Origin of the sequence: Bacillus sp. Pc3 (genome assembly GCF_000815145.1) — a bacterium.
GTDB classification, from domain to species: domain Bacteria; phylum Bacillota; class Bacilli; order Bacillales; family Bacillaceae; genus Bacillus; species Bacillus velezensis.
In genome coordinates this window covers 630439-646147 of the sequence record NZ_CP010406.1, presented here as the reverse complement: position 1 = coordinate 646147, position 15709 = coordinate 630439, and the positions used below count along the sequence as shown (strand labels likewise).

The window sequence follows — 15709 nt, the reverse complement described above, 5'->3', positions numbered from 1 at the left end:
GAAGATTTTTATGAAAGAAGCCCGTCATATTAGAAAAAAAGTACTTTCTGACATAGAAAGCGGCATCATTTCTTTGGAAGAAGGAGTAAAGCGGATACAGCAGCTTGGTTCTCATTCCGCAGGGGGTAACGGACAGGCGATATATTATCAGACGGTCTGGCAGCGGACAGATCTCAGCATTCATGTAAAAGGCGGCCGGCGTGAGGGCAGCCTTTTATTATTTGATAAAAATGAAGATGTGAGTAAAGAACTTGCTGCATTGCATGATACAAGGGTTATCTTGGTTAAGCCGGGGAAAGAGTTTCGAAAAACCGGGGACGGTGTATTTGAAATCGACCCCCGCTCTGAAAGAGATTACATAAACCTGTTAGGATGGCTTATAGAAGAAGAGAAGTCAGATATACGGGAAGCGGTGCATTTATGGTCAGACATGCCGTTTGAAAAGACAGAGAGAGCGATTCGTGAACAATGCGACAGCGGAGTCTATTCTTTGTTTTTACTACAACAGGCGCTCTTCAAAAATAACTGCCGCAAACCGATCAAACTGTTATATGGATATTTTTCGCATCTTTCTGGAGAACAGCCTCTTTACGCGGCGGCAAGCGGATTTTTGCGGACATTGCAGCTGGAAAATCCGTTAATCTCAGCAAAAAGCATTGAGATGGAGCAGTCAATAGCAGCTGTTCACGCAGCTGATATCATACGCAATGAGCTGAGTGATTTCCAGCCTTCAGATGTAGAGATTCGTTATAAAGACATGCAGCGTTATGTCAAACAGCTCAAAACTTATGAACCCGAAAAAAATTCCCGAAGCGGAGATGTGCCGCTGAGAGAAAATGGAGTATATATTATCGCAGGAGGCGCGGGCGGATTAGGATTTACCTTTGCGGAATATTTGGCTTTTCAAACAAAATGCTGCCTTGTTTTAACGGGGAGATCTCCGCTTTCAGATCATATAAGAAAACAGCTGAGACGATTAGAGGATGCCGGTTCGTCAGCTGTTTATGTTCAGGCTGATATTACCAATAAGGAAGAAGCCGAATATGTAGTCAAAACAGCCAAAACTTCTTATGGAAAAGTAAACGGGGTCATTCAGGGCGCGGGAATCATCCGTGACTCTTTCCTTCTTAACAAGTCACGAGAGGAATTCGATCAGGTAATCAGACCGAAAGTATTGGGTACGATGTGGCTGAATGATGCTGTTGAGAAAGAAAATCCTGACTTTTTCATTTGCTTCTCCTCTACTTCCGCAGTGTTGGGAAATGTCGGGCAATCTGATTACGCGTTCGGAAACAGTTATATGGATCATTTCATGAATATGCGTTCTGCCCAGGATTCTGATACGATTTCTCTCTCTCTGAACTGGCCGCTGTGGAAAGAAGTCGGCATGCAAGTGGATGAGCGCACGGTAGAGACAATGAAAAAGGCGGGTTTTTATCCTTTAGAAAAAGAGGAAGGTAAAGAAGCGTTTGCAGTCGCATTGTCCTCCGGTTTTTCGCAATTTACTGTATTTTACGGAGATGAGCAAATTGACAATCATGTTCAGCAATTATATGAACGAAAAGACAATATTCAGGCAGATGAAGGAACAGGGAGAAATATCGAATCATTTGATTCAGAGAAACTGAAAGCTGAAACATCTGATTTCATCATAAAAGTGATTGCTGCAGAATTCAGGATGCCTGCGGACAAAATAGATGCAGAAGAGGCATTGGAAAAATACGGACTTGATTCCGTTATGATTATCAATATGACGAATGAGCTTGAAAAACATTTCGGCGCGCTCTCAAAAACGCTGTTATTCGAATATCAGACTGCGGCAGAATTGTCACAGTATTTCGTTGAGGAGCACAGGGATACTCTTCTTCATAAACTCCGGTTAGGAGAAAACAGGAGCAGCACCCCATCACAGAAGAAAAAAGATCATGAACAGACAGCCGAAGTTAACGGGAAACAGAAAATCCAGATGAAAAATCAGGTGCAGCAGGAGAAGTATCATGACAATGATATCGCGATTATCGGTATCAGCGGACGTTACCCGATGGCAAATGATCTTGATACTCTGTGGGAAAACTTATTGAACGGTAAAGACTGTATAACTGAGATACCTGAGGATCGGTGGGATTCGGGGCTGCACTATCAGCCCGCAGCGGGCGATGAAGTAAAAAACCAAAGCAAATGGGGGGGATTTATTGACGATGTGTATCATTTTGATCCGTTGTTCTTTAATATTTCTCCTGCTGAAGCTGAATTAATTGATCCGCAGGAGAGACTGTTTTTAGAGACAGTTTGGCACACCATAGAAGATGCGGGGTACGCAAAGAAAACGCTTGAACGAAAAAACGTCGGTGTTTTTGCAGGGGTTATGTACGGCCACTATCAGCTGTACAGCGTTGGTCACGAAGCGGCCGTTTCTTCCTCATATGCATCAATCGCCAACCGGGTATCGTACTTCTTTAATTTCAGCGGACCAAGTATTGCTTTGGACACGATGTGTTCCTCATCATTAACGGCTGTTCATTTTGCCTGTGAAAGTTTAATCAGGAATGAATGTGAAATTGCAATTGCAGGAGGCGTCAATTTATCCATTCATCCTCATAAATATGAACTCCTGACTCAAGGCGGATTTTTATCCAGTGATGGCCGGTGCAGAAGCTTCGGTTCAGGAGGAGACGGCTATGTGCCGGGAGAAGGGACAGGTGCCGTGCTGCTGAAACCTGTAAAAAAGGCTATTGCCGACGGTGATCAGATTTATTCAGTTATTAAGGCAACAGCCATTAACCACGGTGCTAAGACGAATGGATATACTGTGCCGAATCCAAAAGCTCAAAGTGAGGTCATTACGAGGGCCTTAAAAAAAGGATGTATTGATACAAAAAGCATCAGCTATATAGAGGCTCACGGAACAGGCACCGCGTTAGGAGATCCGATTGAAATCACCGGTCTGACCAGAGCATTTTCAAGTGCCGAACGCGATAAGAAGACATGCGCGATCGGGTCGATTAAATCAAATATCGGACATCTTGAGGCTGCTGCAGGCATAGCGGGCATTACGAAAGTTATTCTTCAAATGAAACATAAAACGATTGTTCCGTCACTGACTCATTCTGCTGAATTGAATGAGAATATACCGTTTCAAAAAACACCTTTTTATGTACCGGACAGTGCAGAAAAATGGGAGTCATCCGTTCCCAGGCGTGCCGGAATCAGTTCTTTCGGGGCAGGAGGAGCTAATGCCCATGTTATTTTAGAAGAATTTGCGGATGAAGCTACCTCTCCTCTCGCGGCTGAAGAACCTGAACAGCTTTTATTTGTTTTTTCTGCAAAAAATGCCGACAGGCTGGCAGAATATGCAAAACGCGCAAAAGAACATATAGCAGCCAGAGATTATCCATTAGAAACACTTAGAAATACAGCATTTACTTTACAAACCGGCAGAGAAGAAATGCCGCACAGATTGGCTGTTATCGCCTCCACAAGAGATGAATTGCTTAAAGGGCTGACAGACTATACTCTCGGAAACGCGAGGGATCATATTTTTACAAGCGGCAAAGACACAACAGAAGCTCAAAGGATGAACAAAGCTGAGATTGAAGAAGCAGCCGCAAACAGGGATCTTGTGAAGATTGCTGAATACTGGGTTGGCGGTAACGGAGTAGATTGGCCGTCACTTTATAAAGATGTCACTTTGAGACGGGTATCAGCACCCGGATATCCATTTGCCAAAGAGCTATGCAGAATAGATGCGCAAAATACGGGAAGCCGCTTTATGAACGTAAATAACGATCTGCATCCTTACATTTCATGCAATATATCTGATTTTAAAGCACAGAAGTTTCTTATCAATGTAAGCGATACCGATTTGTATATAAAAACAAAGTATCAAGACAAGGAAATGTTTCCGTTTCTCAGCCAGATTGAAATGGCGAGAGCTGCCGGAGCGATGGCTTCAGGAAATCCGATTATTAAATTAACTGAGCTCTCCTTTAGAGAACCGATGTTACAAAGCGAAAGCAATGAGCAGATCCGGATTGTATTAACCCCGGATAATCAGGGTGCATCGTATTCTATAGAAAAACAGAGCGACTCATCCATTTATTCCTCAGGGCGGATCGAATTAGAAGACGGGGCGTACGAGAACGGAAATATTCATCTTGAGCCGTTTCTGTCTCAGCGTGCAGACCGCATACTGTACGAAGCGTTTTATCAGCGGCTTGCCGAATTCGGATACAGCTGCAGTGACAGTCTGAAAGCGGCAGAGCACTGCGTCAGCAGGAACGGACAGGTGCTTTTAAAGATAAAAGCAAAGGCCGGGCCGAAAGGGTGCATAATCAAACCGGAAGTGATTGAGAGCGCATATCAAGCCGTCATATACCTTGCGGGGGAAAATGCCGGAGAGACCCCGGAAAATATTAAAGAATGTACGATTTTTGATCATGAGACTGAACCCGTTTATGTATATGCAGAACAAACTGAAGAAAGCGATTCGGCTTATGATGTGTATGTATTAGACAATGCCGGCGGGATTTTGATGGAACTGAGCGGGCTGGTTTTTGGCGAAAAGCCTAATAAAAATGTACGTTTTTATGAGCATAAGTGGGATCAAAAAAACCCTCTGATTGAAATGAAAGATAGGGAGCCAAAAACAATTCTGGTTTTTGCAAAAGATGAAGCATTGGCTGGAGCTCTGAAAAATCAATCAGACAGCCGTGTCATTCTCGTCACGCCGGATCAGCGGCAGACCGATCAAAATCTGCTGACATTCTGTATAAACCCGGAAGTGACGTCAGATTATATTCGTTTATTCGAAGAATTGGAGAAAAAGGGGTTTTCTCCTGATGTCATCTTGCACACGGGAGAAACATTTTACGCGGGTGACCGCCTTCTCAGCGGCCTGGAATCAATTTTTTATTTATTAAAAGCCCTGAGCGCCCGCAGTGACGCCTCTCTTTACCTCCATTCTTTGCTTCTTGTTCACTCTTTTAAAGAAGGCGTGAATGATCCGTATACGGGCGCTCTTGCAGGCTGTTTAAAAACGGCAAATATGTTGGTGCCATCCGCAGAGAATGTGAAGTCAATCGGTTTTTCAGAACGTATATCAATTGAAAAAATGGCTGAATTTTGTCTTAACGAAATGGTTTCAGGCGTGGAACGGCAGGCGGAAGAAGTTAAATATATAAATAACAAGAGGTATGTTAAGACATTAAAGGAGTATGTATTCAATCATACAGAGCACTCTCATCAGCTGAAACAGAAAGGGATTTACCTCATAACGGGCGGTTTGGGCGGTCTGGGCCTGATTTTCGCGAAATATTTAGCCTCTCAGTATCAAGCAAAATTGGTATTGACGGGAAGGTCACCGTTAACAGCTGATAAACGACATAACATTGACCGGCTGCAGGCGCTTGGAGGGGATGCGGTATATTATCAAGCTGATGCCGCAGATCAAAAGACGATGGGACGGGTCATAGAAGAAACGAAACGGACTTGGGGCTCCCTTCAAGGCGTTATTCATTCAGCTGGTCATGCCGATGATCGGTTATTTACAGAGATGAATCTGACTGATTTTTCAGAAGGCATGACTGCTAAAATTGAAGGAACGGTATGCTTAGATGAATTAACGAAAGATGAGCCGCTTGATTTCTTTATTGTATTTTCTTCTATTTCTTCGGTCTTCGGTGATTTTGGACAGGTTAACTATGCGATGGGCAATTATTTTCAAGATCAATATATAAATTGGAGATCCGAACAGAGCCGCCGGCAAGAGAGACAAGGCAAGAGCATTTCGATTAACTGGCCGTTGTGGCGTAAAGGCGGAATGCATTTAAACAAAGAAGCTGAAGACGCATATCTTTCCGCATCCGGGTTTGATTATTTGGAAACGGAAGAAGGGATAGCGGCTTTTGAGACGATTTTGGCATGTGACTGTCCGCAAATTTCGGTTGTTACCGGGGATGCCGGAACAACACCAGCAAAAAAAGATCTGCCGCATCAAAAAGTAAATACACTTCCGGCTCGTCAAGAGGAAAGTTCTTATACAGGACCGGATTCTGCAGACAATGTCCTTGAAGAACTGAAGCAAATGGTATCGGAATTATTGAAAATTAACATTGAACAGCTGGATACGGCAGAGAATTTCGGCAATCTCGGCTTTGATTCTATCAGTTTGAAAACATTAGCTGTCCGACTGAATAAAAAATACAAGCTTAAGCTGACACCTGCCGTTTTCTTTACTTACAGCCATATAAAGTCTCTTTCGGAATTTCTAAACAGTGAACTGCGTACTGTTGCAAAAGGGAATACAGATGCAGAAAAAAACATTTCTGAAAAAAGGAAAGTAGTGCACGCCGGGAAAACAGTGAAGCCGCCGCGAAGTTTTCCGTTTGAAAAAAAGACAGCAAGACAGGCTGACCATCATCCAGAGAAGCAGCCAGTTGCCATTATCGGGATGAGTTGTGTTTTTCCGGGAGCAAAAAATGCAGATGAGTTTTGGATCAATTTAATCAATGAAAAAGATTCAATTCAGGAAATTCCCCCGGATCGCTGGGATTGGAAAAAATACGCCGAAGGCAAAGGAAGCAGCGAAGTACATTCGAAATGGGGCGGCTTTATCAGAGATGCTGATAAATTTGATGAGGCGTTTTTCAATATTAATCCGCGGGAAGCAGAACTCATGGATCCTCAGCACAGAATTTATTTGCAGGAAACCTGGAAAGCGATAGAAGATGCGGGTTACAAAGCTTCAAAGCTGTCAGGCAAACATATCGGGGTGTTTACGGGCATTCAATTTAATGATTACCGCCAGCTGCTGATGAGGCATTCGGACGGGGCGCATGCGTTTGCGGGAACCGGAAACAGCCAGGCGCTCATCAGCAATCGTGTATCCCACTATTTTAATTTCAGAGGTCCGAGTGAGTCCATTGATACAGCCTGCTCAAGCAGTCTTGTAGCAATCCACAGAGCTGTGCGCTCGATTCAAAATGGTGAAAGTGAGCTGGCGGTAGCAGGCGGGGTTTCGCTGCTCTTAGATCCAGTCACGCATATGTATACTGATAAACTCGGTATTTTGTCTAGAGACGGCCGGTGTAAGACATTTGATAAACTTGCCGACGGTTATGTCCGCGGTGAAGGTGCAGCTGTTCTGTTATTGAAACCATTGCAAGCGGCAATGAATGACAGAGACAATATTTACGGAGTTCTGAGAGGAACCGGAGCAAATCACGGAGGAAGATCTGCTTCATTGACCGCTCCGAACCCGGAAGCTCAGGCTGAACTGTTAACGTCTGTTTACAAAAATGCCGATATTCCTGTTGATACGATATCTTATATTGAAGCACACGGAACCGGGACAGAACTGGGAGATCCGATTGAGATTGAAGGCTTGAAAAAAGCGTTTGGATCTTTTGAGCCGCATCCAGGAAAGAATCATGACCAATATTGCGGCATCGGTTCAGTAAAAACGAATATCGGTCATTTAGAGCCCGCCTCTGGAATGCCGGGGCTGATTAAAGTATTACTATCCATGAAGTATAAAACACTGCCTGCCACACTACATGTCAAGGAACTGAACCCTTACATTCAATTAAGCGGAACACCGTTTCATATTGTCAATAAAACTATGAAGTGGGCCAGATTAAAAGATCGAAAAGGAAATGAAATTCCGCGCCGTGCCGGAGTCAGTTCCTTTGGATTCGGCGGGGCAAATGCTCATGTCATCGTGGAAGAATTTGAATACGGACAAGATAAAGCAGTAACTGGCGAGCGGGAACAAATCATTGTTCTATCGGCCAAAACAAAGGAAAGACTGATGGTTAAAGCCAAAGAGTTAACAACGTTTTTACATGAAGAACTATCAGTTCAATTCAGTCAGCAAGAGGTACAGGAACGTGATTTGCAAGAGGCGGTTCGGGAAGCGGCAGCGGGTATCCTGCGTTTAGATACCGCAGATATAGATGCAAAGACACCTCTATCGGAATTCGGATTTGATCCGTTGGCTTATTCCGAATTAATCTCTTTTATAAACCAAATGTACGGCACAGAAATATCACTTGACATATTTCAGGAATTAAAGACACTGAGCGAGCTGTGCCGCTATATCAGCAGCATCCGGAATCGATCAGCTGATAAACCGTATAACAGCAATTTTAGAGAAAAGTCCGGATTCGGTCTTGAAGAAATAGCATATACGCTGCAAACCGGAAGGGAACCATTTGAATGCCGCCTTGCGATCACTTGCTCGAATACAGGTGATCTTCTTGAAAAATTAAACGGTTACATTCAGGGGAGCAGGCTGCAAGGTGTTTATGAAGGAAATGTAACGGATTTTGATAGTCTGTACGCTCCTTTATTCGGCGGCCCCGAAGGTCATGCATATGTTCTATCACTGATTCAGCAAAACAAGCCGGCCAAACTGGCTCAGTTGTGGACGATCGGTTGTGAAATCAGCTGGGAAGACTTGTATGAGGAGGAGCTCAAACCGGTTAAACTGTCTCTTCCTCTTTATCCTTTCAGCAAGAACAGACATTGGATTCATCTAAATAAAGATGAAGCGCAGAAGGCTGAGGCTTTCTCGAACACTGAGCTTCACAACTCAAATAAAGATACAGCGGATGGAGAAATCATGTCGCTTCTTGAAAAAGCACAAACAGGTGAGATGAATACGAAAGAGACGTCAGAGCTGATAGAGGAGTTGCTTTTCCATGAATGAAAAAACGATGCAAATTGAGCAAATCGTGAAAAAGGTGAAAGAATGCAGCCTGACACCTGAAGAAGGGCTGGAATTAATTAAGAGCTTGGGGAAAACCCATCTATATGAAATGGTATGGGATAGACATGCATTTAAAGGCAGTAAAAAATTCCCGCATACGAAAGAGCCAATTTTATTTTTTTGCGAAGACGACAGCATGTATACCGTAATGAAGAAACAGCTTGAAGGTTATGAGGCGCCTTTCATTTACGTGACTTCCGGCGAGCGTTTCGAAGATTGCCGGAACGGCCGTTTTACAATGAACTTTGCAAAAGGTGAGGATTATGACGCGTTATGCGGGGTTCTGCGTTCTCAAAATATAAGACCCCGCCATATTATTCATTTTTTGGCTGCCGGGCTCTTCAAAAATACAGAAGATGCAATGAGAAAGCAGCTCAATAAAAGTCTGTATTCCTTGTTTCAAATGTTTCAGGCCTTCATGGCGAACAAACTTTGTCCGAAAGCAGAAATTTTGTATCTGTATGAAAATGCCGAGGGCGAGGTTCAGCCGATTTATAACGCGGTTGAAAGTTTTCTTAAGACCGTACAGGCCGAAAATCCGAATTTCACATGTAAGGCTGCAGAGCTGAAATCAATGTTTGACGAGCCGTTTACAAAGCAGCATATTGCAGATGTCATCTCTTTTGAATGGAACAATCAATGTAAGACGGACCACTTTACCTGCTATGAGCCGAGGCATTATTATAAAAGGCAGCTTCAAAGAGTAAAAAAAGAAGATGGGGAGAAACATAGTTTCAGTGTAAAAAAGAACGGTGTGTATTTAATTACAGGAGGAGCCGGCGGTCTCGGGTATCTGTTTGCTGAATATCTGGCGAAACAGGCAGAAGTCAAGCTGATATTAACCGGGCGTTCCCCGGCCTCCCGTGAAACGGCGCAAAAATTGAGCGCTCTAGAAAATCTCGGCGCTGAGGCCTTATATGTCCCGGCAGATATTTCAAAGGAAAAAGAGACGGACGCTTTGATTAAGCACATTAAGCAGACATTCGGAGAATTAAACGGAATTTTGCACAGTGCCGGACTTGTTAAGGATGCATTTATCATAAAAAAAACGAAAGAAAGCATAGAAGAAGTTATAGCGCCTAAAGTATTCGGAACCGTTTGGCTGGATAAAGCAGCTGAAGAAGAGCCTCTAGATTTCTTCGTTATGTTTTCATCCCTTTCGGCCGTTCTGCCTAATGCGGGTCAAAGCGACTACGCCTTCGCTAACGGATGTATGGACGGATTCACCCAGTATCGAAGCATTAAGGGACGTCCCGGGAAAACACTTTCTATTAATTGGCCGTTATGGGATGCGGGCAATATGACAGTCGGGCCGGGAGAGCTGCAGGCTTTAAGACATGCAGGGCTGGAACTTTTATCCGCCCAAGCAGGGCTTGCCGCTTTTCAGGACAGTATGAGCCGCTCTGCTTCTCAGCTGGCTGTTATCAGCGGAGACAAAGATAGAATAAGTGAATTACTCTCAACTAATCATAAAGAAATAGAGACTGTGCCTGAAAACAACAGTAACCTTCCGCAATTACATGAAAAAGATCTGAAAAAGCAAACGGTCCGTCTTTTAACAGAGATCGTCGGAGCGGAAACGGGAAGACCGGCGGACAGTATTTTACCCGAGGATACGTTTGACCGTTACGGAATTGATTCTCTAACGATTTTAGGTCTTAACTCCCGTCTGGAAAAATATTTTGGAAGAGTGTCTAAGACTCTTTTCTTTGAATACAGCAGTGTTGAAGAGCTGTCAGAGTATTTTCTTGAACACTATCAGCATGAGTTGCAGAAGGCGTTTTTACCGGTAGCCGAACAGCGAATTGATCATTCGGCGCCGGCGAAACGGGAGAAGCTTTCCGTTTCCCGCACACCATCCGCACCTTCCGAGGAAGATATTGCGATTATCGGTATAGCCGGCCGCTACCCGATGGCGAAAGATGTGGAACAGTTTTGGGAAAATATTTCTTCCGGAAAAGATTGTATAACGGAAATACCGAAAGAGCGCTGGGATTTTCGGAAATATTATCACACAGGTGACAATGCCCGTCATGACAGCAAATGGGGAGGTTTTATAAAAGACGCTGATAAATTCGATCCGCTGTTCTTCTCAATTTCGCCTCGTGATGCCGAGTTAATTGATCCTCAGGAACGGTTATTTTTAGAGACAGCATGGCACACGTTTGAAGATGCGGGTTACACAAAGAAAAAGTTGAAACGGCATAAGACAGGTGTATTTGTCGGTGTCACCTACAGCCACTATCAGTTATTTGCAGCCGGTGCTTCAGATGATGAGGAACGTCAGGCGCTCTTGTCTTCTTATTCGTCTATCGCAAACCGGGTATCATATTTCTTTGATCTGCACGGGCCCAGCCTTGCAATTGATACAATGTGTTCTTCTTCACTTTCTGCTGTTCATTTTGCATGTGAAAGTATAAAAAGGGGAGAATCCACCCTCGCTATTGCCGGAGGAGTGAATTTATCCTTACACCCGGATAAATATACTTTGCTTTCACAAAATCATTTTGTTTCAAGCGATGGGCGCTGCAGAAGCTTTGGAGCGGGAGGAGACGGATATGTGCCGGGAGAAGGAGTCGGGGCCGTTCTTTTGAAATCGCTTTCTGCCGCGAAGGCTGACGGGGACAGGATTTACGGTGTGATTAAGGGAACATCTGTAAATCACGGCGGAAAAACAAACGGATACACTGTGCCAAATCCAGGCGAGCAGGCAAACGTCATCAGTGAAACTCTTGATAAGGCGGGGATTGATGCAGACAGCATAAGTTATATTGAAGCGCATGGCACCGGGACATCTTTGGGAGACCCGATTGAAATTTCAGGTTTAACCAAAGCTTTGCACAGCTCGAAAAGCGATTATCGTTGTGCAATTGGTTCGGTTAAGTCAAATATCGGACACCTAGAGGCTGCGGCGGGAATTGCTTCTATCACAAAAGTGCTGATGCAAATGAAGTATAAACAGCTTGCTCCTTCCCTTCATTCCGATAACTTAAATCCTAATATTGATTTTGAGGAAACACCGTTTTACGTGCAGTCTGAACTGACTGATTGGGAGACGCCGCAAAATCAAGCCAGAAGGTCAGGCATCAGTTCGTTCGGCGCTGGAGGATCTAATGCCCACATTATCATCGAAGAGTATAAGAATGAAGAAAAGATGGAAACGGTAAAGAGCAACAATACGCAAATTATTCTGCTTTCTGCCAAAAATGAAGAACGGCTCAGACTCTTGATTGATGCATATATAAATGAACTGGAGCCAAAAACGTCACTAGCTGATGCTGCATACACCTCGCAGACCGGGAGAAACGCTATGGAAGAGCGGCTCGCTGTTGAGGTTAGCAGCATTGACGACCTTCGCAATAAGCTGACGATGTATTTGCGGTCAGATCATAAGGTAAACGGTTTATATAGGGGAAAGTCCCGCCGAGGCGCTGGTCAAAAGAATGCCCTGTCAGCCGCCCACTTTAAAAGTGCAAGAGAAATGGCCATTCACTGGGTGAACGGAGGAGACGTTCAATGGGAAGAGATGTACACTGCGGAATTACCGAAGCTTGTCTCTCTTCCTGCTTATCCTTTTGAACGGAACAGATATTGGGTGCCTGTTGCAAAAGCTGCACAGAAACAGAAAAAAACAGGTGTACCGCAAAGTCTGCCCCATGCACCGAGTGACTTATCATTTGATGTATTAAAAAAATCGTGGAAAAAACAAAAGGCTGCGCCTTCCGCTTTTACGAAAGGACAGGTGATGATCCTGGCTAATAGTGAAAGTGAGCGGCTTGCATTCGAATTGTTTGATTCAGATCCTCTGATTGAATCCGCTGTCATTTGTGCAGATAACTGGGATCATTCGGATGGGGAAGCCAAAAAAACGGCTCTAGCGGTCATAGAAGAAAATCCGGAAATCATCGGCATGATTGACCTGTCAGATTTGCGGAGTGATCAAAACGGGGCACGCACCGGCACAATCGGGAAGCTGACACTGCTGCAGGAAATCATAAAGACACGTAAACAGCTTTTCGTTTTACATGTGACCAGAGGGCTGCAGACATTTCTGAATGACAAGCCGTCGTTAGCCGGAGCCGAAACAGCCGGACTATATAAAATGCTGAGCGCGGAGTATCAAAAGATAAAATCAAAAACAATAGATGTAGACGGGCATGTAGGGACTGCGGCGGAATTGAGACAGGTAATCACAGATGAAGCTTGCGCTGACGGGCTGTATAGTGAAATCTGCTACCGGAACGGTGAACGTTATATTCCATACGTCGAGAAATTACATGCAGCGGAAATAGACCGGAAACTATCCGGTCTGCCAGTATGCCGTACGGATCAAACCCTGGTTATTACAGGGGGAACAAGAGGGATCGGAGCAGAACTTGCCAGACATTATGCCGGCAAGGGAGTCAAAAAACTTGTGTTGATGGGAGTAACCGACCTTCCGGAATCTGATAAAATAGCCGGCTTGTTAAAAGACACCGATGAAAAGTCACCTCTTTATTCGAAATTACAACTGCTGCATGAGTTGGATCAAAAGGGAGTTCAGGTGGAAGTGTATTCCGGGCCGCTCACGGAAAAAGAAACATTACATCGCTTCTTTTCAGAGGTGAGGATGAAGTTCGGCAAAATCGGCGGGGTGATTCATTGCGCTGGTGCAGCCAATCATTCGAATCCGGCTTTTATTCATAAATCTGATCAAGAAATAAGAGAAGTATTTGAGCCAAAGGTACAGGGGATGCAGGTACTTCATGACATTTTTATTGATGACGAACTTGATTTCTTCATTTTGTTTTCATCTGTTGCGAGCGCCTTTCCTTTATTAGGCGCCGGAACAAGTGACTATGCCGCGGCGAACGCTTTTATGGATTACTTTGCGGCGTATCAGCATGCAGCCGGCAGAACATATTATCAATCAATTAACTGGCCGAGCTGGAAGGACATTGGGATGGGCGAGGTGACAAGTCCATCATATCAGGCACTTGGTTTACTTTCACATTCAACAGAAACAGGTATTGCCATGCTGGATGAAATGATGACGATAAACGGATACCCATGCCTTATACCGGCAAAGACACATCCGGAGAAATTCATGCTGCAGCAGCTGCTTCAGACAAGAATTCAAGCTGCTAAAAATAACCCGGATGCTGAGGAAAAAGTGATTTCTGGTCAGGGAGACAATGAAGCTATAATCAGGAAGTTAATGGAGATTTTTTCTGCGGAGCTGAAAATACCTTACGGGAATTTAGATCAGGATACGTCTTTTGCGGATTACGGAGTTGATTCAATCTTACTTGTTCAGCTTGTCAAAAAAGCGGAAGATGCATTTCAAATAAAAATTGAACCATCAGCTTTTCTGGAGTATCCGAGTTTTTCACAACTGGGCGTCTATTTAAACGAATTATTTGCAAGTGAGGGGATCAGTCCTCAAATTGACTCAGAAAACATTGAGGTTCGGAAAAAAGAGCAACATATAAATCAAAATGCTTCCGAAGTACGGGACAGCGGATCTCAAATACAACAAACCAGTCTGAACCAAATCGCTATTATCGGAATGGGCTGTGAGTTTCCGGATGCTCCGGACACAGAAACGTTCTGGACAAATTTGAAGAAAGGACAAAATAGTGTCCGCGAAGTCCCGGCGTCGCGATGGGATATTTCTTCATACTACTCTGACACCTATGAAAAAGGAAAAAGTATCAGTAAGTGGGGCGGATTTCTTCAAGATATTGAGTCTTTCGATCCCGCGTTTTTTAATATGAACAAAAGTGAGGCATCAGAGCTTGATCCGTTAATCAAAAAATGCCTTGAGGTCAGCGTCCAGACATTGAGAGACGGCGGCTATACAAAAGAAGAAGTATCAAACAAAGAAGTCGGCGTCTTCATCGGTTCGCGGACCGGGACGTTTATGTCCAAAATAGGTTCCCCTTCAAAAAATACGATCGTGGGTATAGGACAAAATTTCATAGGCGCGCATATCTCACACTTTTTTAATCTTAAAGGACCGAATCTGGTTGTAGACACGGCTTGTTCTTCTTCATTGGTCAGCGTCCATCTCGCTTGTCAAAGCCTGATGTCAAAAGAGTCAGATATGGCGATTGCGGGCGGAGTTGACATTTTGCTGGATCAAAAGCCTTACGTCATGCTGAGTGAGGCTCGGGCGCTTTCACCTGAAGGAAAATGTCATACATTTGATGAGAAGGCAGATGGATTTGTACCGGGAGAGGGATGCGGCGCAGTCCTTTTGAAAAGACTTGATGACGCCCTTGCCGAAGGTGACAGAATTTACGCGGTAATTGACTCATCCGCGGTTAATAATGACGGACAGACAATGGGAATGACAACACCTAATCCGAAAGCGCAAAGCGCAGTGATAAAAAAAGCCCTGAAAAAAGGGGGAATTGATGCAGATACTCTCAGTTATGTCGAGACGCATGGCACCGGCACGATGATAGGAGATCCGATTGAATTAAAAGCGCTGACTGAAGTGTTCCGGGAGGTTACGGAAGAAACGCAATTTTGCGGAGTAGGCAGCGTAAAAACGAATTTCGGACATTTAATGAGCGCAGCGGGGATAGCGAGTATTATAAAGGTTGCCTTATCCATAAAAAATCAGATGCTCCCGCCGACATTACATTGTAAAACGCCAAATCCGCGTTTTAAATTTGATCAATCGCCATTCTTTCCGAACACGTCTTTAAAAGAATGGCGTCCCAGAAAAGGGGTTTTGAGAGCCGGAATCAGTTCTTTTGGATTCGGGGGCACGAACGCACATATGATATTGAGCGACAGCCATCTCACATTAGGATATGGAGAGACAAAAAGACACCCTCTTTCTCCGGTTATATTCAATAAGGAGCAATGCTGGATTGACAATGGAGAAACTCCAGAAAAGGAAGAGTCAGAATTGCTGATTCCTTTACTTGATTTCAAAGAATTATAAAGAAA

General features: G+C 44.2%; 2 protein-coding genes. Both read left to right on the top strand.

Annotated elements, in window-relative coordinates; genetic code table 11:
- Positions 1-10 precede the first annotated feature (10 nt).
- The gene (locus SB24_RS02510) at positions 11-8707 is read left to right on the top strand and encodes a type I polyketide synthase (protein ID WP_039251583.1); all 8697 of its coding nucleotides are present in this window, start codon (positions 11-13) and stop codon (positions 8705-8707) included.
- A complete protein-coding gene (locus SB24_RS02505) occupies positions 8700-15704 on the top strand; it encodes an SDR family NAD(P)-dependent oxidoreductase (RefSeq protein WP_039251582.1) in 7005 nt (2334 codons plus the stop codon). The genes SB24_RS02510 and SB24_RS02505 overlap by 8 nt, the downstream gene beginning before the upstream one ends.
- Positions 15705-15709 lie beyond the last annotated feature (5 nt).